The 25,319-nt window shown below is 69.8% G+C and carries 25 protein-coding genes; 8 read left to right on the top strand and 17 right to left on the bottom strand.

Annotated features, from left to right (window positions below):
* Nucleotides 1-8: 8 nt before the first annotated feature.
* Together NJ1_RS31100 and NJ1_RS31095 are read left to right on the top strand one after the other, a co-directional pair.
* Nucleotides 9-752: a maleate cis-trans isomerase family protein gene (locus NJ1_RS31100; protein ID WP_067701472.1), complete on the top strand. Its 744-nt coding sequence runs from the start codon at nucleotides 9-11 to the stop codon at nucleotides 750-752.
* Nucleotides 753-755: 3 nt separating this feature from the next.
* On the top strand, nucleotides 756-1,571 hold the full coding sequence (locus tag NJ1_RS31095; RefSeq protein WP_067701464.1) for an HpcH/HpaI aldolase/citrate lyase family protein: 816 nt from the start codon (nucleotides 756-758) through the stop codon (nucleotides 1,569-1,571).
* A 132-nt stretch (nucleotides 1,572-1,703) separates the two neighbouring features.
* Here the strand turns inward: NJ1_RS31095 and NJ1_RS31090 are convergent, their stop codons facing one another.
* From NJ1_RS31090 to NJ1_RS31055, 8 genes are read right to left on the bottom strand one after another with little or no spacing between them, the layout of a single operon-like run.
* Nucleotides 1,704-2,447 carry a maleate cis-trans isomerase family protein gene (locus NJ1_RS31090; protein ID WP_067701462.1) on the bottom strand — a complete coding sequence of 248 codons (744 nt, stop codon included), beginning with the start codon at nucleotides 2,445-2,447 and terminating at the stop codon, nucleotides 1,704-1,706.
* Nucleotides 2,444-3,226 (bottom strand): SDR family oxidoreductase, encoded by a 783-nt coding sequence (locus tag NJ1_RS31085; protein WP_067701460.1) that lies wholly within the window; start codon nucleotides 3,224-3,226, stop codon nucleotides 2,444-2,446. The genes NJ1_RS31090 and NJ1_RS31085 overlap by 4 nt, the downstream gene beginning before the upstream one ends.
* Nucleotides 3,223-4,131: a hypothetical protein gene (locus tag NJ1_RS31080; protein WP_067701457.1), complete on the bottom strand. Its 909-nt coding sequence runs from the start codon at nucleotides 4,129-4,131 to the stop codon at nucleotides 3,223-3,225. Before NJ1_RS31080 ends, NJ1_RS31085 begins: the two co-directional genes overlap by 4 nt.
* A complete protein-coding gene (locus tag NJ1_RS31075) occupies nucleotides 4,128-4,817 on the bottom strand; it encodes a hypothetical protein (RefSeq protein WP_067701455.1) in 690 nt (229 codons plus the stop codon). Before NJ1_RS31075 ends, NJ1_RS31080 begins: the two co-directional genes overlap by 4 nt.
* The gene (locus NJ1_RS31070; protein ID WP_067701452.1) at nucleotides 4,814-5,935 is read right to left on the bottom strand and encodes an aromatic ring-hydroxylating dioxygenase subunit alpha; all 1,122 of its coding nucleotides are present in this window, start codon (nucleotides 5,933-5,935) and stop codon (nucleotides 4,814-4,816) included. The genes NJ1_RS31075 and NJ1_RS31070 overlap by 4 nt, the downstream gene beginning before the upstream one ends.
* Nucleotides 5,929-6,888, bottom strand: coding sequence for an alpha/beta hydrolase family protein (locus NJ1_RS31065; RefSeq protein ID WP_067701561.1), 960 nt, complete (start codon nucleotides 6,886-6,888; stop codon nucleotides 5,929-5,931). Before NJ1_RS31065 ends, NJ1_RS31070 begins: the two co-directional genes overlap by 7 nt.
* Complete coding sequence (locus NJ1_RS31060) at nucleotides 6,885-7,694, bottom strand: oxidoreductase (protein WP_084479050.1); 810 nt, start codon at nucleotides 7,692-7,694, stop codon at nucleotides 6,885-6,887. The genes NJ1_RS31065 and NJ1_RS31060 overlap by 4 nt, the downstream gene beginning before the upstream one ends.
* A 49-nt stretch (nucleotides 7,695-7,743) precedes the next feature.
* Nucleotides 7,744-9,351, bottom strand: a complete 1,608-nt coding sequence (locus NJ1_RS31055) for a nitrilase-related carbon-nitrogen hydrolase (RefSeq protein WP_067701449.1) — start codon at nucleotides 9,349-9,351, stop codon at nucleotides 7,744-7,746.
* 539 nt (nucleotides 9,352-9,890) lie between these two features.
* Here NJ1_RS31055 and NJ1_RS39855 point away from each other — a divergent pair.
* From NJ1_RS39855 to NJ1_RS31035, 4 genes are read left to right on the top strand one after another with little or no spacing between them, the layout of a single operon-like run.
* Nucleotides 9,891-11,042, top strand: coding sequence for a hypothetical protein (locus NJ1_RS39855; RefSeq protein WP_067701446.1), 1,152 nt, complete (start codon nucleotides 9,891-9,893; stop codon nucleotides 11,040-11,042).
* Nucleotides 11,039-11,617, top strand: a complete 579-nt coding sequence (locus NJ1_RS39850; protein WP_067701443.1) for a GPS-CTERM domain-containing protein — start codon at nucleotides 11,039-11,041, stop codon at nucleotides 11,615-11,617. The genes NJ1_RS39855 and NJ1_RS39850 overlap by 4 nt, the downstream gene beginning before the upstream one ends.
* Before the next feature lie 19 nt (nucleotides 11,618-11,636).
* Nucleotides 11,637-12,056 (top strand): neocarzinostatin apoprotein domain-containing protein, encoded by a 420-nt coding sequence (locus NJ1_RS31040; RefSeq protein WP_067701440.1) that lies wholly within the window; start codon nucleotides 11,637-11,639, stop codon nucleotides 12,054-12,056.
* Nucleotides 12,053-12,646 (top strand): neocarzinostatin apoprotein domain-containing protein, encoded by a 594-nt coding sequence (locus tag NJ1_RS31035; RefSeq protein WP_067701437.1) that lies wholly within the window; start codon nucleotides 12,053-12,055, stop codon nucleotides 12,644-12,646. The genes NJ1_RS31040 and NJ1_RS31035 overlap by 4 nt, the downstream gene beginning before the upstream one ends.
* A gap of 419 nt (nucleotides 12,647-13,065) precedes the next feature.
* On the opposite strand, the gene NJ1_RS31030 is transcribed toward NJ1_RS31035, so the two are convergent.
* The 5 genes from NJ1_RS31030 to NJ1_RS31010 all read right to left on the bottom strand — a co-directional run bounded on the left by NJ1_RS31030 (nucleotide 13,066) and on the right by NJ1_RS31010 (nucleotide 19,108).
* Entirely contained in the window at nucleotides 13,066-14,508 is a 1,443-nt protein-coding gene (locus NJ1_RS31030; RefSeq protein WP_245717667.1) for an aldehyde dehydrogenase family protein, read from the bottom strand.
* A complete protein-coding gene (locus NJ1_RS31025) occupies nucleotides 14,505-15,647 on the bottom strand; it encodes an FAD-dependent oxidoreductase (protein WP_067701433.1) in 1,143 nt (380 codons plus the stop codon). Before NJ1_RS31025 ends, NJ1_RS31030 begins: the two co-directional genes overlap by 4 nt.
* A complete protein-coding gene (locus NJ1_RS31020; protein ID WP_157574373.1) occupies nucleotides 15,644-17,032 on the bottom strand; it encodes an aldehyde dehydrogenase family protein in 1,389 nt (462 codons plus the stop codon). Before NJ1_RS31020 ends, NJ1_RS31025 begins: the two co-directional genes overlap by 4 nt.
* 235 nt (nucleotides 17,033-17,267) lie before the next feature.
* A complete protein-coding gene (locus NJ1_RS31015; RefSeq protein ID WP_245717666.1) occupies nucleotides 17,268-18,629 on the bottom strand; it encodes an acyl-CoA dehydrogenase family protein in 1,362 nt (453 codons plus the stop codon).
* A complete protein-coding gene (locus NJ1_RS31010; RefSeq protein ID WP_067701430.1) occupies nucleotides 18,626-19,108 on the bottom strand; it encodes a flavin reductase family protein in 483 nt (160 codons plus the stop codon). The genes NJ1_RS31015 and NJ1_RS31010 overlap by 4 nt, the downstream gene beginning before the upstream one ends.
* 150 nt (nucleotides 19,109-19,258) lie before the next feature.
* Between NJ1_RS31010 and NJ1_RS31005 the strand changes: the two genes are divergently transcribed.
* Entirely contained in the window at nucleotides 19,259-20,044 is a 786-nt protein-coding gene (locus NJ1_RS31005; RefSeq protein WP_067701427.1) for an IclR family transcriptional regulator, read from the top strand.
* Nucleotides 20,045-20,049: 5 nt separating this feature from the next.
* Here the strand turns inward: NJ1_RS31005 and NJ1_RS31000 are convergent, their stop codons facing one another.
* The 3 genes from NJ1_RS31000 to NJ1_RS30990 are packed head-to-tail and all read right to left on the bottom strand — an operon-like array spanning nucleotide 20,050 to nucleotide 22,654.
* Nucleotides 20,050-20,757, bottom strand: a complete 708-nt coding sequence (locus tag NJ1_RS31000) for a hypothetical protein (protein ID WP_067701424.1) — start codon at nucleotides 20,755-20,757, stop codon at nucleotides 20,050-20,052.
* A complete protein-coding gene (locus tag NJ1_RS30995) occupies nucleotides 20,758-21,429 on the bottom strand; it encodes an isochorismatase family protein (RefSeq protein ID WP_067701422.1) in 672 nt (223 codons plus the stop codon).
* A 10-nt stretch (nucleotides 21,430-21,439) separates the two neighbouring features.
* Nucleotides 21,440-22,654, bottom strand: a complete 1,215-nt coding sequence (locus tag NJ1_RS30990; protein WP_067701419.1) for a CaiB/BaiF CoA transferase family protein — start codon at nucleotides 22,652-22,654, stop codon at nucleotides 21,440-21,442.
* Nucleotides 22,655-22,846: 192 nt separating this feature from the next.
* On the opposite strand from NJ1_RS30990, the gene NJ1_RS30985 reads away from it, so the two are divergent.
* On the top strand, nucleotides 22,847-23,767 hold the full coding sequence (locus tag NJ1_RS30985; RefSeq protein ID WP_067701417.1) for a hydroxymethylglutaryl-CoA lyase: 921 nt from the start codon (nucleotides 22,847-22,849) through the stop codon (nucleotides 23,765-23,767).
* A 366-nt stretch (nucleotides 23,768-24,133) separates the two neighbouring features.
* Here NJ1_RS30985 and NJ1_RS30980 read toward each other — a convergent pair.
* Nucleotides 24,134-25,319, bottom strand: a 1,186-nt coding sequence (locus tag NJ1_RS30980) for an MmgE/PrpD family protein (RefSeq protein ID WP_157574371.1), incomplete at its 5' end; no start/stop codon positions are given.

The raw sequence follows: 25,319 nt of genomic DNA, 5'->3' as shown, positions 1-25,319 counted from the left end.
GGGCGTCGATGCCCAACGCCGTCGGTGCCCGCGCGATCTTCGGTGTGATCGTGCCCAGTACGAATACCGTTGTGGAACACGACTATTGGCGAGCGGCGGTACCGGGCGTCGCCTACCGTGCCGGGTCGATGTTCATTCCGAACCCGGTCATGGGCGACGACGAGGACTTCCAGGGACTACTGGGGCAGATTCGCGCCTCGATCGACACGGCGGTGCGTGATGTACTCACCGCCGAGCCGGACCGTTTGGTCATGGGGATGTCCGCCGAAACCTTCTGGGGCGGTGTGGAAGGCAATGCGGCCTTCGAGCGGCGGCTGCGCGAGCGCACCGGCCTGCCGGTGACGACCGGGGCGAGTTCCTGCCGGGCGGCGTTGCGCGCGCTGGGATGCCGCCGGATCGCGGTCTTCTCGCCCTATCAGCCGATCGCGGACACCGAGGTCGGGAGATTCTTCACCGAGGCGGGTTTCGAGGTGGCGGCGATCACCGGCCTGCGCTGTCCGACCGCGATGTCCATCGCCCGGGTGGGCGCGCAGCGCCTGCGCGAGGTCGTCGCCGAGATCGACGGGCCCGACGTGGAGGCCATCGTGCAGGTGGGCACCAACCTGTCCTTCGTCGCACAGGCGGAGGCGATGGAACGCGAACTCGGCAAACCCGTGATCGCCATCAACACCGCCACACTCTGGCATGCGCTGCGCGAGCACGGAATCGACGATCGGCTCGCGGGCGGCGGCGCTCTGCTGCGGGAGCACTGATCCGTGCGCTCGGCACTGTACGTCCCCGGTAACCGGCCCGACCTGTTCGACAAGGCCGTGGCCGGGCCGGCGGACGTGATCCTGATCGATCTGGAGGATTCGGTTCCCCTGGCGGACAAGGAGTCCGCGCGTGCGGAAGTGGGAGACTGGCTGCGCGGCTTTCCCGGTCCGGCACGGGGCATCTGGGTGCGGATCAATCCCGGCGAGCTCGGTCGTGCCGACCTGAACGCGGTGGCGCAGCCCGCGGTCACCGCGATCTGCCTGGCCAAAACCGAATCGGCACAGCAGGTTCGGCAGATCAGCACCCTCCTGGACGAACACGGCCGGAGGGCGGCCGAGATTCGGCTCTGCGCGCTGCTCGAGAGCGCCGCGGCGCTCTTCGCCGCGCGAGAGATCGCCGCCGCGCCGCGCATCGCACGCCTGCAACTGGGCGAAGCGGATCTGCGGGCCGACGCGGGGATCTCGCCGGGCCCCGACGAACGCGAAATGCTCTACGCCCGAAGCCACGTGGTGCTCGCCAGCGCCGCCGCCGGAATCGACGCCCCGCTGGCCCCGGTGAGCACCGACTTCACCGACCTGGCCGCCCTACGGCACTCCACGAAAGCACTGGCACGCCTGGGATTTCGCGGCCGAGCCTGCATCCACCCGAATCAGGTGCCGATCGTGAACGAGATCTTCACGCCGTCGGCGACGGAACTGGCCCGCGCACGTGCGGTGATCGAGCGCTTCGAGGCGGCGCAAGGCGGCGTGGTCCTGGACGCCGAGGGCCGCATGGTCGATCTCGCGGTGATCCGCCAAGCACGCAGACTGCTCCGATAGCCGGGTCGCCGCCGCCCGCCTACCGGCCGAAGTTGCGACAGTCGTGGTGGGTCGCTGTGTGCCGGTTGTCGACTCCGGCGGCGCGAAGGCGGTGCACGCGGGGGCGGCGCTCGGTGGCACCCGCGAGCGTGGTCAGTGGTCCCTGAGCAGCGAACCCGCTCCCTCTACCCGATCCTCGATTCCGTTGTCGCGCAGCGCCATCCACCAGGTGGCGGCATTGATCGCCAGCACCGGCTTGCCCAGCCAGCGTTCGGCCTCTTCGGCCAGCCCCACCATCGACAGGTTGGTGCCGCACTGGATCAGCGCGTCCACGCCGTCGCTGTCCACCTCCAGGAGTGCGGCGCGCAGTGTGCTCTCGGTGACATGGGCGATGGATACCGCGGTGGGGCAGCGCAATCCGCGGATCGCCTTCACCTCGAAGCCCAGCTCGCCGAAGAACCGCACCACGTTCTCGTCGCCGACCGGCTGGTACGGCGTCACCACGCCGATCCGCTTCGCGCCGTACATCTCCAGGGCCCGCCGGCACGCCTCCGCGCCGGTGGCGACCTCGAGCCCGGTCACCTCGTGAATCTGCCGCACGAACTGCCGATTGCCCTCCACGCCGCCCCAGAAGGTCTCGGCCGACATGCCCATGACCATGTAATCGGGTTCGCAGGTCAGCACCCGCTCGCAGGCCGACACCAGTTCGGCGCGAATCTGTTCCAGCAGACGCCCCATTCCGGCGTCGTCGCTCATGTTCTGGTCGCGGATGTGAATGCGGCTGAAGTGCGCGGTGACCCCCGGCACCCCCATCCGGTAGAAGTCGGGTTCGACGATGGTGTTGGTGGAGGGGGCGAGCACGCCGAACTTGCCCCGCCACCCGAGTGCGTCGGTCATCGGGTCCTCTCCTGGTCGGTGAACAGGTCTCGGCGGCGCAACGGCGCCGAGACGAAACGGCCGATGATCTTGGGTGTGGTGAGCCAGCGGACGTGCGCGCCGTTGCGGGTGCGGGTGACCGCCTGTTCGGCGAGCCAGGGCGCGACGGTCTCCACCCGGTCGGCGAGAATATTGAAGATCTTGCGCGCCTTCGCGAGTTCCTCGGCGTCGTCGTAGCCGTGGGTGAGCAGGTCGGTGACCACCATGCCGGGACTGAGCAGACCCACCGATACGCCCGCGGGCACCTCTTTCGCCAGCGCGGTGGTCAGATAGGTGACCGCCCGCTTGCTCGCGCCGTAGGTGCCGAGTCCGGCGACGGTGCGCCCGTCACTGCCCAGGCCCTCCATGTTCCACACGTGCCCGCCGCCCTGGGCGCTCATTCCCGCCAGGGCGACGGCCGAACCGTTGAGCGCGCCGAGCAGATTGGTGTCCACGACCCGTCGCGCCTCCTGTTCGGGCAACTGCCACAGGGGAGTGCGATCGTGTGAGATGCCCGCGTTGTTGATCCAGACATCGACCCGGCCGAACTCCTCGACGGCCGCGTCCCACAGCGCCCGCAGCTGCTCGCGGTCGGTGACGTCCGCGGTGAGCGCGAGCGTGCCCGGCAGTTCGGCACGCACCGTGTCCACTCGCTCGGAATCGGTGCCGCACAGCGCGACTCGATGTCCCTTGCCCAGGAGCGCGCGCACCATTCCGAGTCCGATGCCCCGGGTCCCGCCCGTCACCACCACCGCGCTCATGAGCGCTCCAGCACGCCGTGCAGGATCGAACTCAGGCGATTGTGCTCGAACACCTGATAGACCACCGCGAGCCTCGTACCCGCGCCCATGCCCGGTTCGGCGTCCATCATGAACTCCCGCCCGACGAGCCGACGCCCGTCGGTGGTGTGCAGTCGCACGAAATTCGCGCGGCCGTAGGAGGTTCCATTGCCCCACAGGTCCGGTCCCTCGTGGAAGGAGTGGGTTCCGTCGCGTCGTACCGTCGCCCGCAGCGTGGCCTCGATCGGCCCCGACAGGCGCAGCAGACGTTCCGCGACGAGCAGGTTCAGCGGATCGATCTCCCACTCCAGGGCGACCGGCTCGAGCAACCGCTGCTCGGCGCTCCAGAGTTCCACCACGCCCGCATAGGTGGACTTCTCCTTGGTCGGCACCGTGAACGGCACCGCGCCGCACCGAGTCTCGGTCTCGACTCGCTGCTCGACAAGGCCGGGGTCGCGGGTGTAGACGCCGTCGAACACCCCGACCATCGCCGGTCCCTGATACAGGACCGACGAGTACACCTGGGTATCGCCGAGCGTCTGATTCCAGGTGTTCAGCGACACCTGCCACCCCGGCCCGTAGTAGTTCGCGTCCACGAATCCGCCGTAGGGCTGCCCGGATCCGAAGAAATCCGGTCCCGTGTAGAGCCGATCGTCGTCCGCGTCGCGCACCCCGAACGCGAACGGCGCGCCCAGCGCGAACCGGCCCGCCAGATCGCCGCCGCCGGTGAGCCCGCCGTCCATGTAGTAGGTGGTGACGCCGTTGTCGAAGACCGACGAGCGCCGGATGTCCTCGAAGCCGCGCCAGGTGCCGCCGGCATCGAAGAGCGAAGGGCGCCCGACCCATTCACCGCTGATCCGCTGCTGGAACTCGCTCGGCGCGCTCACCGCAGCAGCTCCCCGCGCACCCGTTCGCACTGCTGGGCTCCGAGCAACCGGCTGACCCGCGCCCACACCGGATCGACCTCGGGGCTGAACAGGTTCGCGCGATTCGCCCGATCCCGGCCCGGCAGATCGGCGTCCACGGCGGGAACCCCTTTGTCGAGCAACGAGATCCAGTGATCGAGATACTGATGCACGGTGTCGTCCAGCGCGTGGAACGCGGTCTCGGTGGCGCGGCACACCACCATCCACGGCGACATCTGCGCGCGCTGGCGCGGGCCGATGGCGGCGGCGGTGACGCCCTCGATGGTCCAGGCATCCTCGAGCAGCGGCGTCAGCGGCAGATAGGCCGCGTCGAGATACTCCAGGTGCACCGCCAGATCCACGCGGGGAATCAGGTCCAGGTGCATCGCGTAGTACTCGCCGCCGTATACCGAGTCCAGCGTGAAATGCGGTACGGCCGAATCGCTTCCGGTGAAGGCGAAGATCATGTGGCTGTCCAGGCCGATCGGCGGGACGACCAGGTCGACGGTGACGGCCTTGTCGATCGGGCCGCCGCGCAGCACCCGCAGCCGGCCCACCGGTTCGGGGGACATGGCGCTGGTGAGCGGCAGATCCTCGACGGTCTCGAGGCCGAGTGTGTCGCGCAGCGTTTCGAGGGTGCGCTCGCTCAGCGCGGTGGGCAGGCTCATCGGTCGATACCTCCGGTGCGGGCCTTGTGCACCCAGGCACTGGCCAGTTCGGGATTGTCGCGGCGGGCGGGGGAGGCCAGCACGGTGGCCGTGCGGCGCGGAGAGTCGCCGGTGATGACGTCGTCGCCGCCCACCCACCAGCCCTGTTTGATCAGTTCCAGCCGCCGCCTGCGATAGGCGACCTGCAGTCCGTCGCTGCGCACGTGCAATTCGTCCGACAGGTCGAACGGAAGTAGTTCGGGCCGTTGCGATTCCACCACCGGACGGTCCTGCAACAGGATCTTCTCGATCCGCTTGCGGGTATTGCCGTCCGCCCACGATCCGGTGAAGAAGTTGCGGAAACCGAGAATCTTGATCAGCGTCCGGTCCTGGGACAGCGGGATATTGAAGTCGTAGAGCAGCAGATCCCCGATCGGGAGCCGCACGTGCAGTTTCACGATATTGGGCAGGTACCAGGCGTTGGTGACGGTCACGAACTCCGGCTGTTCGCGGCGCCGCGCGAGCATGCCCCACAGGCCCTTGGGCGGTGGCGGGCTCAGTTCGATGTCGGCCTCGGCCGACCACTCCGTCTGGTGGATACGGAAATCCGGGATCTGCGGCTTGCCGGGATTGCCGAAGGCGGTGCCGTGGACGAACGGGGTGTGCGAGGCGTCCACCACGTTCTCGAAGGTGCGCTCGTAGTTGGCCTCGACCACCATCTCGTACTGCACACATCGGAAGGAGGCGTCCTCGAACTCCGGGATCCGAGGAATCGGCGGCCGTTCCGCCTCGGGCAGATCACCCAGGAACGCCCACACCATGCCGTAGCGCTCGACGGCCGGATACGCGTCCACCCGGGCTTTGCGGGGGATCTTGCGCTCGTCGGCGTTGGCCGGAATCTTCACGCACTCACCGTCGGTGTTGTATTGCCAGCCGTGATACGGGCACGCGATGCAGTCGTTCACGACCGTGCCCATCGACAGCGCCCCGCCCCGGTGCACACACAGATCCGACAGGCAGGTCACCGCCCCCGACGCGGTGCGGAACAGGACGAAATCCTGACCGAGGCAGGTGACCTTGCGGGGCTGCGGCCCGACCTGATCGGCGAATTCCACCGCGTACCAGAAGTTCTTCAACATGTCGTTTCCTCTCGCCGAGTCAGCCGGATATCCGAGTCGGGCTCGGCCAGTACGGTTTTCGCCTCGGGATCGCCGCGCAGATGCGCGCGCAGGAACGCCGCGGTCAACCGGGCGAACGGCACGAGGGCGTCGGTGTCGGCCGGACCGTCCAGGAACGCGCGCGCGGCGGTCGGGTCGGCATCGGCGATGCCGAAATGGTTGGCGCCGGGCACGACCGCGAGCAGGTGGTCTCCGGGCGGCAGCGCCTCGGTGAAGGTGCGCCGCACCGGATCGGGGCGGTCGGCCCCGTCCTCGCCGTAGCGATCCGCGCTGCCGCGGATCACGCCGTCATTGGTGCCGACGCCGAGCAGCACCGGGCAGCTCACCTGCGCGGGCAGCACGGTCCCCGGCTCCCAGCCCAGCATGGTCGCCACCATCGTGTGTGCGCCCCAGGCGAAAACGGCTGCGACGGAGGGGAAATAGCGCGCGGACTGCAGGACGACGGTGCCGCCCGCGGAGTGGCCGCCCAGCGCGATCCGGTCCAGATCGAGCGCACCGCGCAGCGGCGGCAGTTCGTTCAGCTCGGCGAGGGAATCCAGTACCGCCCCGATGGTGGGACAGGTGGGACGGGTGCCGTAGGCGTCGGGCCGGGCGGCATCGAGATCGACGCCGGGGGTGAGACCGCGTTGGCCGCCGAACAATTCGGCCACCCGATCCATGGTCACCACCACGAAGCCGCTCGCGGCGACGGCGGTGGCGAAGCGGCGGTAGGCGTCCTGCCCGACATTGACGCCGGACAGGAACACCACCACCGGATAGGGCGCACCGGCCAGGTCGGGGGCGAACACCCCGGTCAGGCGCTCGGCGTCGTCCCCGGTGGCGATGGCGGGGTAGTAGATCTTCAGATGGGCGGTGTCGAAGGGCGGTTCGCCGTCGGTGCGGGTGGACCACCACAGGGATCGGATCAGGCTCATGCGGTCGGCCTCGGCAGTTCTCTGTCGCCGCCCCACAGGGCGCGCACCAGTCGCTGGGTGAGTTCCGGTCCGAAGAGCCGCTCTCCCATCGCGTTCGCGGGATCGCGTTCGGCGATATTGCGGCGCACGGCCAGATCCCGCTCCGCCAGCTGCTCGCGCTCGGCGAGGGGGACGGGTTCGGCCGCGTCGACCCAGCCGAGCCACTGCTCGACCCGGGCGGTCAACAGCTCGGCCACGGTATCGAGATTGGGGCGGGTCGGCTTGAAGGAGTAGCAGTACGCGGTGGGCGACAGACTCGCGCGAATGAACCCGGTGCGGCTGGTGAACCAGGTGAAGTCCGGATGCTCCTGCTTGAAGGCCAGCCACGGAGCGTCGTTCTCGGCGTAGTACCGGTCGAAACACGCTCCGTCGCCGACGATATCGCCACGCGGAATGGCATCGACGTAGAACCAGCCGTCCGGCCACAGCAGCAGTGCCGAACCCAGATGCGGGACCCGGATGTGCGGACCGAGCCAGGCGGTGAGATGCAGGTTCACGAAACCGGTCCGGGGATCACCGATCCAGGAGTGCACCAGCCAGTCGATCTCGGGACCGGAGTACGCGGCGAGACTGCCCGAGGGACCGGTGGCCGCGTCACCGTAGGACTCGAGGTCCTCGGTCGAGGGGTCTCGGATGAGCTCGAATCGTTGTGCGATACGGGTTTTGAGCCCGCTCAGCAGTTCCTGCCACTCCTGGAAGGTTTCGGTGACGTCGGCGCGGGGAGTGGTGTCGACCATCTGCTCGACGTGCTGGAGTGTTTCGCTCATGGCTGCTCCGGTGGGTTGTCGGTGGCGGCGTTCGTTCGAGAGGCGCGCGTCAGTGCGCGGTGAGGGCATCGAGCGGTCGGCGGGGCCGGCCGTCGACGAGGTCGGTGCCCCGGGAGACATGGCGGTTCACCGCCTGCGCGGGGCGGATGACGGCGCGGGCGCTGCTCGCGCCGGGCTCCGGAGTGGTCACCAGCGGATGGCTGATGATTCCGTCGAAGGGTCCGCTCCATGTCGTCCAGAGGGTGAAATCCGGTGTCAGACCGTAGATTCCACCGGTCAGCGTTCCGTGTTCGCCCATTCCCGCGGAGACCACGTTGAGCCGGTTCTCGGCGGCGCGCTCGGGTAGTCCGAGCCTGAGCTCCCAGGATTCGGCAGGCGTGAACGGTGCGGCGACGACGTCGGCGTCCTGGACGGCGGCCAGCCGGAAGGTCTCCGGGAACAGTGCGTCATCGCCCACCACGAGTGCCATTCGGCCCCAGGGCAGTTCGACGACGTTCAGTTTCGTGCCGGGATCGGTGAGCCAGGGGTGCCGGGCGGTCGGGTGCAACTGTGGCTGGCGAGCCAGGACGCCGTCCGGGCCGATCAGCAGCCCCAGGTGGGCGTTTCCGGCGCGCACGCTGGTCACCGCGTAGGCGGTCGTATCACGCAGGGCGCGCACGATATCCGGCACCGCGAGCGCGGCCAGCTCCGGCAGCACGACGAGTTCGGCTCCCTTGGTGGCCAGCTTTCGCACGATCTCGGCGTCCGGCAGTGCGATCGCGGCCGTGAGCTGGTCGGCTCCGGCGGGTGAATACCGTCCGGCCCCGGTGGTCAGCAGTGGCCCGTACAACTCGGGTCGGCGAGCGGCGAGCAGATCGGTGCCGTCCGGCCGGCGTTTGTCGTCGGCCGCGCCGATATCGATGTCCGCGATCACGATCGCCTCCCCGCTCGCCGGGGCCATGGCGACGCAGGTGCCGTCGGGCGCGACGATCTGGCTCTCGCCCGCTCCGTGCAGGCGATCGGGCGGAACCCCGAGTCGTGCCGCGATGGCGGGCAGTTGGTCGGCGGGCAGCAGCGGGCCGACCTTGTTGGCCGCGACCACCCACACCTTGTTCTCCGCGGCCCGCACCGGAATGTGCAGGCTCGCTTCGTCGGTCGCGAACGAGTTGAGGCTGTTGAGCAGCAACTGCGCTCCGCGGACCGCCAGGGAGCGGGTGACCTCGTTGACGACGCCCTCCATGCAGGCGTACATGCCGATGCGGCCCAGCGGGGTCTCGATGACGGGCGAGTCCTCGTATCCCGGTTCGAGACAGTCGTTCTCCGCGCCCATCAGGATCTGCTTGTCGGAGCGGCCGAGCAGTGCGCCGTCGGGTCCGTAGAGCAGGCTCGTGCCGGTGGTGCGGCCGTCGTCCTGGGCCAGGGTGACACCGATCTTGACGTACATCCGGTGCCGTTCGGCCCGCTCGGCGATGTCGCTCAGGAAGGGATCGCCGATTCGGCAGGCCATTCGGCGGGCATGGTCGCGATCCGCGTACCAGGATAGGTGGTTACAGAACTCCGGCAGGACGAGGAGTTCGGCCCGGACGCCGGCGGCGGCATCGATCAGGCGCAGGCAGGCTTCGAGATTGGCCGCGACGTCGGTGCCCGCGGCGAGTTGGGCGGCCGCGACTCGGGTCATGGGCGCCACCTTTCTGCTCGGCGGTAGGTGTCGGAACGCATGTTTCGGAGAGCGAAACGGTGTTTCCGATGTGCTGATTCTGTACCCGACCGGATGATCTGTCCAGGGCTGGTTCCCGATTTCACGCGACCGCAACCCGCGGTAACCGAATCCTGTTGTTTCCGTGCGGTTGCGCGAGTGTTCGCTCCGCGAGTCCTCGCCGCTGCGGGTTGACACCCGCTGACACCCCGGGTTCAATATGCCCATTCCGAAACCGCGTTTCCGTGTGAGAAACGCTAGCGGGAGGGTAGGTGTGATGACCTGCGAATCGTCCTTCACGTTCATCGCCGGGGTCCGGCAGTCTAAGTCCGCCGGGGTCCGGCAGTTCAAGTCCGCCGGGGTCCGGCAGTCCGAGTCCGCCGGAGTCCGGCAGTCCGAACCGGCCGGGGTCCGGCAGGGTGGGTCCGCCGGTGTCCGGCACTGCGCGAGGCGATACTCGGTCCGGGTCGGTCGGCGAAACCTGCCCCGCGCCCGGCTTTCTCGTTGTGCGGGTTGCTGAGATGCGCCGCGATCGACTCGGCGCGCCGGCATCGGCGCTGGCCGGAATACTTCTCGGGCCGACGGCGGGCGGGCAGCTGGCGCTGTTGACCAAACCGTTCGGAGGTGTGCTGGGGCTGCCCGGCGAGGTGGTCGGATACATCGCGCTCACCATGCTCGTGCTGGGGTGCGCGAGTGCCGCCGCGACAACTCGGCTGCGGGTGTCCTCGCGCGGTGCGGGCTGGTGCACGGTGGTGGCGGGCGCCGCGCTCGTGGCGGCGGGAACGGTCTCGAGCACATGGGGATTCACCATCACGCTGCTCTCGGCCGGCGTCGCCGCCGGTCCGGTCGTCGTGCGGGGCCGAGCTCGCGTTCTCGGATCCAGGGCGGCGTCGCTGACCGTGTGGCACGTCTGCTGCGCGGCCGGATTCGCCGGCGCCGCCGGGCTTGCCGCACTGTGCGCGAGTACACCGGGCAGCGGGGTCCTCGGCACTGGTGTCGTGACCGTGCTGTGCGGCGCGCTGATGCTCGCCGCACCAGCCGACAGCGCTGCCGGAACTCGCCCCACGCGGTATTCGCCCTCTCCCGCACGCGATTCCGCTGCATCGAGTGCGAGCCCGCACTCCGTGCGATCCCTGCTGCCCGGTTATGCGGCGGTGGGGCTGACGCTGGGCGGGGTCGTCTTGCCCGCGCTGCACCTGCTGCTGTTCCGCTGGAACGCGTTGGGCGCCGAACAAGCCGTGCTGCTGTTGGCGACGACCCTGCCCGCGCTCGTGGTGCTGGCCCTGCCCGGACCGAATGCGGACGCCCTCGCGGTACTGCTGGTGCTCGCCGCCGGGGGTGCGCTGCTCGTCGCGACCGCGCCGGGCCGGGTGACGCTGACCATCGGCCTGGGGCTCACCCTCGCGGCGTCCGCGCGCGCGGCGCGCGGACTCGATCTCGTACTGGCCGAACGGCATCGAGGCGACGGGGCGGCGGCCACGGCGATATCGATGGTCCTCGCCGGTCTCGCGGGCCTGGGTCTGGTCACCGTTCTCGCCGGTCCGGCAGGAGTGGGAACGGGCGTGACCCTGCTCGCCCTCCCGGCCCTGCTCGTGGCCCTGTATTGCGGCAGTCGCCGTCTCGCACCCCGCTCGGCGTTGCCCGCCCCGATTCTCGAAGGAGGCGCATCGTGATCCGCGCAATCCTGGCCGCGCTGGCCGCCGCGACCCTCACCGCCGCAGGTCCCGCTCCGGCACACGCCTCGCCCGACAATCCGGCCGCGCTACGTCTCGATGTCACCGGCGAGCTGGCCGAGGGGCAGCGAATCACTGTGAACGGCACCGGCTTCCAGCACGGTATCGCGGCGGTGGCGATCGGCCTGTGCAAGGAGCACTTCGTCAACGGCCTGCGCGACTGTGATCTGGAGGGCGGCGCGACATTCGTGAACGTCGCCGGAGACGGCACGTTGCCCACCGTCGTGCTCACCGCGCGTCACCGCTTCGGGAACATCGACTGTCTCGAACAGCAGTGCGTGATCGCGGCCGCGCCGCTGCCGGGAACGGAGCCGCCCGCCATCATCACCGCCAACTCGGCGTCCATCTCGATCGTGTTCCAGGGCTCACGGGTGCCCGCACCCACCACCGCCCCGATCGTCGAGGCCCGCACGGTGACCGACACCCGCGGACCCTCCACACCCCTGTGGGGCGCGACAGCCGCCCTGCTTTTCACAGTCGCCGTCCTCGCGCTGATCGATCGGCGGCGATTGTGAGATTTCCTGAGGAGGAACAATGAAGAACATCATTCTGCGCGCCGGTGTGCTGGCCGCGGCCGTCGCGGGCGGCCTGCTCGCGACGAGCGGCCCGGCCACGGCCGGAGCGTTCCTGTCCCTGAGTCAGACCGACGGAGTGTCCGCGGGGCAATCGGTGTCGGTGTCACTCGGCGGACTGCCGGCCGACCTGGCCTCGGTGGCGGTGGGCCAGTGCAAGGCCCAGGTGTCCGGACCCGCGGACTGCAATCTCGTCGGCACCCTGATGGGGCACGCCGACGGAGACGGCAACTGGCAGTCCAACGGCGGCTACTCGATCACACTGGTCGGGTCGATCGGCGGCGTCGACTGCGCCTCGGGCCCCGGCGCGTGCACGATCGCGGTCACCAGCCTGACGAATCCGTCGGCGATCATCACCTCCGCACCGCTGAGCTTCGGGTGAAACGGCTCGGGGGCAGCGGTTTTCGCGCTGCGATCATCTCGGCTCTCGCGAGCCTCGCGCTGCTGGGCGGCGGTCCCGTCGCCTCCGCCGCACCGGCGCTGGTGCTGAGCCCGAGTTCGGGTCTGACGGCGGGTCAGACGGTCACGGTCACGCTCGACGGGCTCACCGCGAACATGCCCACCGTCGCGGTCGGGCAGTGCAAACCGCAGATCGTTCAGCCCACCGACTGCAATCTGACCGGTTCGCTGATGGGTCAGGCTGACGCGCAAGGGGTGTGGCAGCCCGCCGGTGGAAACCACACCCTCGCTCTGGTCAGCTCGATCGGCGGCACCGACTGTACGAGCGCACCGGGGGCCTGCACGATCAGCGTCACCAGCCTGACCGATCCGTCCAACATTCTCACCTCGGTCCCGCTGACCTTCGGTGCGGCGAAGACTCCGGAAACCACGGTGGTGGCCGGTGATTCGGCGACGTCCGACAGTGACGACAGCAATACCGGCCTGATCGTGGGCATCGCCGTCGCCGTCGTGGTGGTCGTGCTCGCGGTGACCGTGGTGGCGGTGCGCCGCCGCGGGAGCGGAACACGGTGAACGCCGCCGGATCGGGATCGGCCGCGCACCAGCCGGATTCAGCGCGTCGCGGGGTCGCCGGATGGTCGGTCCGGCGACCGGCGAGCGAGGTGGTGCTCGACTGCCACCTGTGATCACGACACTGCCCGCACGACACTGCCTGCCCATCGCATTCGCTCCGGCACGGACCGGACGACGCGGTGGGCAGGCGTGCGCCGGACCGTGTCACGCGGGCGTCCGGCACCAGATCGGACCGCCCGTGAGCCGGTGGCAGCGCCTCTCGCACCGGCCGCCGACCCTGCGGCCCGGATATCGAGATCGGCGCAGCGCTCAGCGGCCGCGACAGGGCCCGCGCGGGGGTGGTATCGGTCCCAGTCGTCGGCGGTGACCGTAGCGGAGATGAGATGTCCCGTGGCAACGGCGTCGCACGCGCGAAAGTGTCAGTCCACGAGGGTATTCGGATACGAGCGGGCAGGCATGCCCGGCCCGCCCGGCCGGAAGGCGGCGGGAGCGTGCACGATCGTCGGCTGCACGTACTCGAGCAGACCCTCGTCGGCGTACTCGCGGCCGAAGCCGCTGTGCTTGGTGCCGCCGAACGGGGCGCGCAGCGACATGCCGGTGCGATTGTGGGTGTTGAGGAAGGTGAAGCCCGCGTCGAGTCGCGCGGCGAAGTCCAGGGCGCGCTGTTCGTCCGCGGACCACACCGAGGCGGCCAGGCCCAGTTCCGAATCGTTGGCGCGCCGCAGCACGTCGGGCTCGGAGTCGTAGGTCAGGACCGGCACGACCGGGCCGAACTGTTCGCAGCGCACCAGATCGGCGTCGTCGGGGAGGTCCAGGGCCAGGGCCGGGGCGACGAAATAGCCGTCGTGGCCGGGGATATCGGCCAGCGGCAGCATCCAGCCGCCGCGATTCCAGCCGTCCGCGATCAGGTGTGTCATGCGTTGCGCGGCGGCGCGCGTCACGACCGGGCCCATGGTGACGTGTTCGTCGAGAGGATCACCGACCCGCAGGATGCGGTGCGCGGCAGCGCGATACGCCTCGAGGAACTCCTCGAGGCGGGCGGTGGGGACGTAGAGCCGTTTGGCGGCCATGCAGACCTGGCCCGCGGTGGCGAAGGACGCGAGCACCAGACGGTCGTAATCGTCGGCGGTCAGGGCGAAGTCGTCGAGGAATACCGCGGGGTCGTTCCCGCCGAGCTCGAGCACCACCGGGGTCAGGGCCTGCCCGGCCGCGGCGGCGATACTGCGGCCGGCCGCTTCGCCGCCGGTGAAGGCGACCTTGCGCACGAGCGGATGCGCGATGAGCGCCTGCACCGTCTCTGGGCCGCCGTGGATCACCCGGACGCCGGGGAACAGGGCGGCCATCTCGGTGACCGCCAGCGGCGCGAGCGGAGAGGGCTTGAGCACCACGGTGTTTCCCGCCGCGAGGGCCGGGCCGAGCTTGAGCACGGACAGGATGATCGGCGCGTTCCACGGCGTGATCGCGGCGATCACCCCGAACGGCGCCGGGGTGCGCACGATCCGTCCCTGGGCGTCGTCGATCACCGCCTCGCCCAACAGTCTCGGACCGTTGCGGCACACCCAGTGCAGATAGGTGGCGGCGAAACCGATCTCACCCCGGCAGTCCGCCACGGGTTTTCCGGTTTCCCGTGCCAGCAGGATCGCCAGGTCCGCCGATCTCGCGTGCAGAGCGTCGGCGGCCGAGGCGAGTGCCGCCAGTCGTTGCGGCAGCGGGACCGCCGCCCACTCACGGTGCCGCCGATGCATCTGGTGCACAACGGCATCCACTGCACCGGGCGTGGTCACCGGGACCGATCCGACCTGATCACTGGGCCGGGCGGGGTTTTCCCGCGTGATCCGCATCGCCGCGCGCTCGGCACTCACGGCCGGGCCTCGAGCGAATCGAGCAGGCAGGCACGGCGCAGATACGCGCGGGCCGCCACCGGATCCGCCGCCAGCTCTCGCAGATGCTGCCGGAAGCCGTCGTCGCGCTCGCGCAGCCGTTTCCAGTTGTCGTGGCTGGCGCGCTGCACGTGCTCGACCGCCACGGTACGACGGCGGGTCGCGATCAGATCCAGCGCCGACTCCGAGCCTCCTTCGAGGACATCGGCGAGGGCCGAGGCCATCTGCACGGCATCGTGGATGCCGCTGTTCATGCCCAGACCGCCGAGCGGGTTGTTGACGTGGGCGGCATCGCCCATGAACAGGATTCGGCCCACCCGGAAGCTCTCCATCACGCGCTGATGCACCCGGTAGAGGGAGGCGTGCAGCAGTCTCCACGGCCGCCCCAGATCCGCGACGGCCGCCAAACGCTCGGGTAGTCGCGACAATTCGACGTCGTCGCCGGTATCGCCGGGCGTGGGCAGCAGCACCCGCCAGTGCGCGGGCGTGCGCAGGAGCACCAGCCATTCGGCCGGATCGAAGACGTAATTGATCGGCGCGATCCCGGGGAGCGCCGCGGTCAGATCCTCCTCGACCGAGGCGACCAGGAAGCGTTCGGGATAGGTGTCGCCGTCGAACGCCGCGCCGACGGCGTGACGCACGGCCGAGTGCGCCCCGTCCGCGCCGATCAGCCAGTCCGCGGCGATCGGGCCTCGGGAGGTGTGCACCAGCACCCCGTGCTCGGAGGGGGTGACGTCATCGACGGTGTGCCCGAACAACACTCGCGCGGGTGCGGGCAGGGCGTCGAGCAGGATCGGGGTCAGTCTGCTCTGCTCGCACTGCACGCGATACGGATAGGGCGTGTCCGGGGCCAGCACCCCCAGATCGAGGGTGGCGATCTCGCCGCCGCCGCGTTCGCGGTACTGGAAGGTCGTCGCCACGATGCCGCGGTCGAGCAGGGCCTCGAGCACCCCGAGATCGTCGAGCATCTCCAGGGTGGGTGGATGAAAGGTGGAGGCGCGCGATTCGGTGGCCAATTCGTCGCCCTGCTCCAGCACCACGACCTCGTGGCCGCGCCGGGCCAGAACCATCGCGGCGGTGAGACCGACCGGTCCCGCGCCGGCCACCACGATCGTGCTCACGAGGTGTGCAGGGCGAAGCGGCCCTCGACGCCGATGACCCGCGTTCCGGTGAAGAATCGCAGGGTTTCCGCGGTGCCCTCCTCGCCGAGCCCGGACAGACCCCAGGCCGGACGCGGCGTCATGAGGTGCAGACTCATGACCGAGGAGCCGTTGACCTTCACTTCGCCCGCGCGAATGCGCTGTGCCACCGCGAGAGCCAGGTCCTCGTCGGTGCCGCAGACATAGGCTTCGAGTCCGTACGGCACCGCGTCGGCCAGCCGCACCGCCTCCTCGATCGAGTCGTAGGTGCGGGTCCCGGCGACCGGTCCGAACACCTCGTCGGCGAGATCACCGTCCAGCAGGGTCGGCGCGAAGTAGTTCCCGATCTCGGGAAGCTCCCCGTAGGACCGATGCCCGGCACGGGCCACCGCTTTGCGCACCGTGCGCACATGGCGTGAGTGCACCAGCGGACCGAAATCGGTCTCCGGGTCCAGCGGTGCGCCGATACGCAACTCTCCCAGGCGTTTTCCGATCGCGTCGAGCAGCTCGGGGGCGCGATCGGCGGGCAGGATGAGTCGTCCCAGCGCCCGGCACCACTGGCCGTTGAGGGTGGTGAGCAATTCCGCCGCCATCCGTGCGGCGGTGTCGAGATTCGCGTCGGGCAGCACCACCAGCGGGTTGTTCCCGCCGAGTTCGAGCTGACACGGCCGCAGCAGCGGGGCCGACGCGGTCGCGACCGATCGCCCGCCCGCGAGCCCGCCGGTGAACGACACCGCCTTGATGCGCGGATCCGCGACCAGGCGTGCGCCGGTCTCGGCATCGCCGTGCACGAGCTGGAACATCCCGGCGGGAACATGGTCGGCGATCACCTCGGCCAGCGGCATCGCACTGTAGGGCGCGAGCTCACTGACCTTGAGGATCACCGGACAGCCCGCCGCGAGCGCATTGGCCACCTTGTGCGCGGCCATCGGCGCGGGAGCGTTCCACGGCACCAGGCACAGCGCCGGGCCCAGCGTCAGCCGGTGCACCTGGACACCGTCCCGATCCGCGCGCAGCGCTCCGCCGCGCAGCTGCTCGGCGGCCAGCCGGAACGAGCCGGAGACGATCACCCCCAGCAACCGGGTCTGCGTGATCGGCACACCCGTTGCGCGAGAATCCAATTCGGCGATCCACTCGAGCCGGGCGTCGAGCCCGTCGGCGATGGCGTGGAGCATCTCGGGCGTCACCGCGGCGGTCGCGCGTTCGGCGACCGCCAATGCCCGGTCGACTCGGGCCGCCGAGGTGGCGACGGTGCGGGCGACCTCCGCCCCCGTCGCCGGATCTTCCAGCGACACCCCGAGGTCTGTCGGCGGAGTTCCCCACTCGCCGTCCACGAGGTCGACGGTCTGCGGCAGTTCGGCGATCACCGGAGGGTCCTCCTTCGTACGGGTCTGTGTGGCGCTCGTGCGCACGGCTGCGCCCGTGGCGGGCGAGCGCGTTCGAGGTGGTCCACCTCGGGCGCCCGGGATGCGGTGAGTATCTCTCCCGTAGGAGATTTCGGCGCGGCGGAGAGCGTGGAATCGAACTGTCCGGCACGGGGTTCCGCGGTCTGCCCGGCCTGGGGTTCCGCGGTGTGGGCGCGAGCCACCGGAAACGCGGTGCTCATCGCGCCCCGTCCGCGAGCGAAGCGATCCGCTCGGATGCCGCGCCATCGGCGGGCGTGGCGCGCGCCGGTGCGGCAGGCGTCGGGGGTGCCGCAGGCGTCGGGGGTGCGGTGGCGAAGAGTTCGTTCGCCTTGGCGTCGGTGACCATGCGCGCGACCTCGAGCATGCCGCGTTCGGCGGGGAAGGTCATGACCAGGCCCATCGCGAGATCACGCAGCGCGCGCCCGGCGACTCCGTCCATGGAGGCGGCCGAGGTGCCACCGGCCTTGAGCGCGCCGAGCGCCACCTGGAAGCAGGCCTCGGTGACCGCGCCCTTGCCGAGTCGCCACTGCGCGAACACTTCCGGCTTGGGCTTGATCGGCGGTTCCACCGTCTCGATGGCCAGCTGGTAGCGCAGCCACAGGTACGCGGTGTGCAGCTGCCGGGTCATCTCGCCGATGAGCACCTGGTGCACGGGGGAGGAGGCGATGGGAGCGCCGGTGTCCGCGAAGGTTTTACGGGTGGTCGCGGCCAGGGTGTCGTCATAGGCGCGCTGGGCGCACCCGGTGTAGACCGCGGCGATGGCGAGCTGGTTGCCCACGAAACTGCCCCGGCTCATGGTGAGCATCTTGGTGAACGCGCCCGGCACCGCGAGCGCCTCGTCCTCGGCGATGAAGACCTCGTCGAGGCGGATGCCGTTGTTGGCGGTGGCGCGCATGCCGAGCCCGTCCCACGGGGCGCGCACGCTCACCCCGGGTGCGTCCCGGGGCACGAAGAAGGTGGCCAATCCCTCCGCGGTGTCGTAACCCTCCAGTTTGGCGGAGGTCAGGTAGTAGTCCGCGACACCGGTCGCGCACCCGAAGGACTTCTCGCCCTGCAGGATCCAGCCGCCGTCGACGCGGCGGGCGGTGGTGGCGATGGTGATGTTCGCGGCGGCGGTCTTGACCGCCTCGGAGGCGAAGTTGGCCAGCCAGACGCCGCCGGCCATGCGGGTGAGCACCTTCTCGGCGAAGGCCCGCACCACCGGAATCTCCGCGTCGTCGAACAGGCCGGCATCGATGGCCTCGAGCGGCAGCAGTCCGCGCGAGGCGCTGGTGTTGTGGAAGAAGAACGCCAGCGCGGTGGACGGGCAGGCGGTGCCCATGGCGAAGGTGGCGGCCGCGAGATCACGCAGCGTGCCGCCCAGGCCGCCGAACTTCTCGGGCACCACCAGGCCGAGCAGTCCCGCGTCGCGCAACAGCGCGACGTGCGAGGCGGGGAAGGTGGCCGTGCGATCGGCCTCCTCCGCGGCGGCGCGCAGCGCGGGCAGTATCGACTCGACCCGTTGGGCGCGTGCGCGTTCGGTGTCGGTCATGTCTTCGACGAGTCGTTCGCCGATCATCGGGCCATCCCCTCGTAGTAGGTGCGATCGTGATAGATGAGCGGGGGTGCGGGCCGGGGTGTGGCCGCGTCCTGCACCAGCCCGAGCACGATGGTGTGATCCCCGGCGGGGTGACATGCGGTGACGACGCAGTCCAGCCACGCCACCGCCTCGGCCAGTACGGCCGCGCCGGTGGTCGCGGTATCCCAGTGGCCCACCGCGAAACGGTCGGTGTCCGCGCCGCCGCCGGCGAATCGGCGGCCGATGTCCTCGTGGTCGTGCCCGAGCACGTTGACGGCGAAAACGCCGCTGCGCCGGATCATTCGGCAGGTGGTGCTGCCCGATGCCAGACATACCGAGACGAGGCCCGGTTCCAGCGCGACACTGGTGAACGAACTGGCGGTCATACCGTGCCGTTCACCGTCGCCGTGCACGGTGGTGACGACGACCACGCCGGTGGCCCACTGGGCAAGTACCGCACGGAGATACGTGGTATCCACCCTGCCTCCGTTTCGATAGAGGAAACGCTGTTACGCACACGGTAACGCCGACGTCGGGACCGTGCAAGTGGGCGGCCGGTGGATGCGGGGCGCGGCGCATATTCGGTGTGCCGTTTCCCATCGGGAAATCGTGTGGCCTAAGCTGAACGCGTGTCGGACAACGAGGCCGAAGGTCAGAGTCGTTCCATCGCCGCCGTGGAGCGGGCCATGGATGTGTTGCTGCTGTTCGGCCGCACCGGCCGTCCCGATCTCGGGGTCACCGAAATCGCCAATGAGCTGGGCCTGACCAAGGCCGCGGTGCATCGCATCCTCACCGCCCTGCGCAATCGCGAGTTGATCGCGCTGGAACCCACCACGCGTCGCTATGCGCTCGGGCATGCGGCGATCGCGCTCGGGCGCGCGTACCTCGCCCGCACCGATCTGCGCGTCATGGCCGCCCCCGAACTGCGCCGGCTGGCCACCGCCACCGGAGAGACGGCCACCCTCTCGATTCGCCGCGGCGATACCCGCATGTACGTGGATCAGGTTGTGCCGGACCAGGAATTGCGCATGGAGGTCGCGCTCGGGGTGCCGTATCCGCTGCACGCGGGCAGCTCGTCCAAGGTCATCCTGGCGTTCCTGCGCACGGAGGAGGTCGACGAATACCTGGACCGGCACGAGCTCACGCCGTTCACCGACGCGACCATCACCACCCCGCGCAAGCTGCGCACCGAACTCGCCGATATTCGCAAGCGCGGATACGCGGTCTCGTTGGGGGAGCGGCAGATCGGGGCTGCCTCGGTCGCCGCGCCGGTACTGGATCACGATGGCGGGGTGGTGGCCGCGATCAGCGTGTGCGGTCCGCTCTCGCGCTTCGAGCCGCGCATGCGCGAATGCGTGACGTTGCTGGAGAAGGCCTCCGCCGCGGTCTCGGCGCAGCTGGGCTATTCGGGGTAGCCGGTTCACAGCTGCGCGCCGGGCTTGAACACGCCCAGCGCGGCGGCGCCCAGGACACTGCCCCAGATCAGCCAGACGTATGGCAGGCAGCCGTTCACACTGCGCCGCAGGGTGTGCTCGAGCTGTGCGGTCGAGCCCGTGGACACCAGCGCCCCGAACGCGGGGCCGAAGGGGCGCAAGGTCATTCGAATGCCGAGCCCGGCGGCGATGGCGAGGGTGTACAGCAGAATCTTCGCGCCGAGCCACCTCGGGTGGGTGGTGACCCCGAACGGTTCGGCGGCCAACACCGTGTACAGGCCCGCCGCGGCCAGACTCGCGATCACCACGATCCGGATGGCCAGGTCCGCCCGCGTGACGGCGGCGATCCGGCCGTGCGTGCGATGCGCAATCACGGTGAGCGCCAACCACACTGCCGCGAACACCCACACCGCTGCCACGAACCACCAGGGGAACAGCGCGATTCCGAACACGGACGCACCGTGCGGCGCGGTGGCCATCAGGGTCACGCCGCTGGGCAGGAACAGCACCAGGCAGACCTTCGGCCCGAGATCCAGCCCGCTCATGATGCCCAGGGCGGCGGCGCGGGCGGCGGGTGTGAGATTCGGGTTGATCACGAACCGGCTCGAATAGAAGACCCCGAGGTCACCGCCCAGCCAGAACACGAACAACACCAGGTGCAGCAGGATCCACCAGCCGTACGGATGCGGTCCCATTCACTTCTCCCGATTCTGTTCGGTGCGAGCCGGTTCCGGATCGGCGAGCAGCTCGAGCGCGCGGTCCAGATCGATGACGTCGGCGTATTTCGAGTTCAGATCGAACAGGTTCGCCTCGTGCAGGCGCGGATCGCGATCTCCGCACGCCTGCGCCACCACCAGCGGCCGGAACCCGTGCTGGAGCGCGTCGGTGGCGGTGGCGCGCACGCATCCGCTGGTGGTGAGTCCGACGATCACGAGCGTGTCGATGCGATCGGCGGTCAGATTGGCCGCGAGTGCGGTGCCGTGGAACGCGCTGGGGTACTGCTTGACGATCACGCTCTCGCCGGGGCGCGGGCGGGGGTCGTCGAGGAAGTCCGCGAGCGGATTGCCCTCCTCGAACACCGCCAGCGTGGGCACCTTTCGGCGGAAGAGGCCGCCCTCGGTGGTGCCGGGGCGGTAACTGACCCTGGTGAACACCACCGGATACCCGCCTGTCCTGGCCCGATGAACCACTGCGGCGGCGGCGCGGACGGCGTCGGCGACGGGGGCGCGCAGTGGGGAGCCGGGTGCGAGGTAGGCGGCGCAGATATCGATCACCAGCACGGCCGGGTGATCGCCCGCGCCCAGCGGCGCGCCGTATCCGGCGCTGCGCGCGTCCTCACCGAGGTCGACGGCGTGGTTGTCCCGCATCGAATCCCCCTCAGACCACGCCGATGTCGGCCAGCTCGGTGAGCCGGCCGGGATCCAGGCCGAGCAGCCGCCCGTAGACGTCGGCATTGTGTTCCCCGAGCCTCGGTCCGGCGTGCCGGATGGAACCGGGCGTGCGGCTCAACTTGGGAAACACGTTCTGCATGGGCAGCGTGCCGAGTTCGGGATGCGCGATGCGCACGATGGCTTCGCGGGCCGCGAAATGCGGGTCGGCGAACATGTCTCGCGCGGTGTAGATCCGCCCGGCCGGGATGCCCTTCTCGTGCAGGCGCGCCAGCAGCGCCTCCGCGTCCTGGGGCACCGTCCACTCGGTGATCAGCTCGTCGAGCTCGTCCTGACGCGCGCCGCGTGCGATGTGCGTGGAATACCGCTCGTCGGTGGCCAATTCGGGCCGGTCCATGAGTTCGCTCAGCCGCGTGAACACGGTGTCCTGATTGGCGGCCAGCAGCACCATCTCCCCGCCCGCGGTCGGATACACATTGCTGGGTGCGACGTTCGGGAGCACGGAGCCGGTGCGCTCGCGCTGGTAGCCGGTGATGTCGAATTCGGGCAGCAGTGATTCCATCATGGCGAGCACCGCCTCGTAGATGGCCGAATCCACCAGTTGGCCCTGCCCGGTGCGGTCGCGGTGGTGCACCGCGGCCAGCGTGCCGATGGTGGCGAACACGGCAGCCAGCGAATCGCCCAGCGAGATGCCGGTGCGTGCGGGGGAGCGGTCGGGATCGCCTGTGGTGTAACGGATTCCGCCCATGGCCTCGCCGATGGACCCGTAGCCCGCGCGTGGCGCGTAGGGCCCGGTCTGCCCGTAGCCGGTGACCCGCACCATGATCAGGCCCGGATTGTGCTCGCGCAGCCGCTCGTAGCCCAGACCCCAGCGTTCCATGGTGCCGGGACGGAAGTTCTCGATCACGATGTCGGACTGCGCGATCAGCTCGCGCGCGAGTCGCTGGCCCTCGGGTGCGCGCAGATTGCAGGTGACCGACTTCTTGTTGCGGGCCACCACCGGCCACCACAGTGATTTCCCGTCGGACTGCTCGCGTCCCCACTGGCGCATCGGATCTCCGGTGCCCGGCGATTCGAGTTTGATCACCTCCGCGCCGAAGTCCCCGAGCAGTTGTCCGCAGAACGGCCCGGCCAGCAGCTGACCCATCTCGATCACGCGCAGGTCGGTGAGCGGTCCGGTCGCTGTCGTCTTCTCGGCTGGCATGCGGCCTCTCCAATTCTTCTGATGCGCGCGCGATCCCGCGCGGTGCGGTGCGGAGGCGGGTAGGGTGACTGAAAGTGGTGACACTGTATCCCTCAGTGAAACAGTGCGGCAAGACGAAAATATCGCACCGTGAGCGAAGTGGTTCGGCGCTAAGGGAATTCGCCGCCGCGACGGGTCTCGGTGTGATCAGCCATGCGACGGTCGGGAGGACCAGTGGACGTCACGGTGGTGGAGGTCGCGCCCAGAGACGGGCTGCAGAACGAGCCGGAAATCGTGTCGACGGCGGACAAGATCCGCCTGATCGAACGCTCGATCGCGGCGGGCGTGCGGCGGATCGAGGCGGTGAGTTTCGTGCACCCGCGGCGGGTTCCGCAGATGGCGGATGCCGAAGCGGTGCTGGCGGGCGTTCCGCGGATGGACGGGGTGTCCTATGCGGGACTGGTGTTCAACGAGCGCGGACTCGACCGCGCGCTGGCGGCGGGGGTGCACGAGATCAATGTGGTCGTGGTGGCGACCGATACGTTCAGCCTGCGCAATCAGGGCTGCACCGTCGCCGACGGAATCGAACGCTGGCGGGCGCTGGCGGCACGGGCGGCCGACTCCGGACTGGTGCGAACGGTCACGATCGCCGCCGCCTTCGGATGTCCCTTCGAGGGCGAGGTCGCCGAATCCACTGTCCTGGAACTGGTCCGGCGGGTCGCGCAGGACGGTCCGCAGGAGATCGCCCTGGCCGACACCATCGGAGTCGGCACTCCGGACCGGGTGCGGGCGCTGGTCGCCGCAACCGGCGCGATCGCACCGGACGCCGACGTGCGATGCCATTTCCACAACACCCGTAACACCGGCTACGCCAACGCGTTCGCCGCGCTCGAGGCCGGAGCCCGGGTACTGGACGCGAGCACCGGCGGAATCGGCGGCTGTCCCTTCGCGCCCGCCGCCACCGGCAATATCGCCACCGAGGATCTGCTCTACACGCTCGATCGCATGGGGTATGTCACCGGAATCGATCTGGGCCGGGTGATCGAGACCGGACGCTGGCTCGGCGAGGTGCTGGCCGCCCCCGTCCCCGCGCTCCTGGGGCGTGCGGGACCGTTTCCGCCGGAGACGAAATGATCGACGGCAAGCGGTGCCGGCGGCCACAAGCCCGGCCGTGACCACACGGATTCTCCGACGGAGGCCGAATCGGTGAACCGATCCACCGCACGCTGATTGCCGGGTCTGCTGCGGGAACCCGCTCCCGCGAGGAACCCGGCGCCGCGAGGAACCTCGCGGTGGAGACGAACCTGGCGCCGGGCGAACCCACTGCCGGGCGAACCCACTGCCGGGCGAACCCACTGCCGGGTGAACCCACTGCCGGGCGAACCGGCTGCCGGGCGAACCGGTTGGTGGGCGAACCTGACGGTGGAGCGAGGCGGCGGTGGTGGTGGGGGACAACGTGGTGGTGTTCGTGCCTCGGTGGGTGTGGGGAGCGAGCGCGGTTCAGCGCGCCGTTCGTGGGTCGGCGGCGGTGGCCGCGGCGGCGTGCAGCGGGTGGAACAGGTGCCCCGACGTCTCCAGTGCGGCTGTGTCGTAGACGATTTCGGTGAGTCGGCGCGCCTGGGAGGGGGTGAGCACCGATGCGGTGTTCAGCTCGAACTTGAGCGCCAGTTCCTCGGCGCTGAGTGGGTTGCCCGGGCCGCCGCGGTTGACCTCCACCCGCTCGACGAGTGTGCGTCCGTCGTGCAGTTCGGCGGTCAGCACGGCGGGGAACTGGTGCGGGAAGATCTCGTCGCTGCGCGGATCGGCGACGCACTCCACCTTGGCGGCGAGCGCGAGCCGCTCGGGATCGCGGACGGCGGCATCGGTGAAGTCCTGATGGAAGACTCCGAGACCGCCGCCGCCCAGTAGCGCGGCGGCCACGGTGTACGGACCGGAAAACGCGGCGTGGTAACCGGATTCGGGGCTTCGCTTGCTGTCGGCCGGTTCTCCGATGGTGCGCAGGACCGGAGTCGGCGCACCGAGGACCAGGCGCACGACGGCATCGGCGGTGACACCGCGCGCCCGCAGCCGTAGCGCCGCGTCGATGCCGGCATGGGTGAAGTGATTGCAGGGGTAGGGCTTGAAGAAGACCCCGGGCAGTTCCCAGTCCTCGCCGAGCCCCGCCACGATGACCTCGGGATGGGCATCGTCACCGCAGAACGCCTGCAGCAGACCGAATCTGCCCTCGATCACCGTGGGCGGGCCGGTCAGACCGTGGCGCGCGAGCTGCGCCGCCGTCACCGCGCCGTGCGCGGCCCAGCCGCAGTGCACCCGCTTCACCGTGCCGCCGGTGCGATTGGCTTCGAGCAGACCCGATCCCATGCTCGCCGCGATCCCCATGGCGTGCGCGATGCCCTCGGTGCTCAGGCCCGACAGCATCGCCGCGGCGGCCGCGCCGCCCACCGCCCCGCAGATCGCCGTCGCGTGCAGACCTCGTTCGAAGAACACCGAATTGCCGAGCGCGTCGTCGTACCCGGCCATGCCGAGGCGGACGGTGATCTCCACTCCGGCCGCGATGGCGTCCAGCAGGGCCGCGCCGCCGGCCCCGACCGACTCCGCGACCGCGAGCGCCGCGGGCACCACGCTCGCGGAGGGATGCAGGACCGACGGCAGGTGCGTGTCGTCGAAATCCATGGCGTGCGCGAGA

The sequence above is a fragment of the Nocardia jejuensis NBRC 103114 genome (genome assembly GCF_001613145.1).
Classification (GTDB): Bacteria; Actinomycetota; Actinomycetes; order Mycobacteriales; family Mycobacteriaceae; genus Nocardia; species Nocardia jejuensis.
Note: the sequence above shows the minus strand (reverse complement) of the source record. Positions and strands in the feature narration are given on the sequence as shown.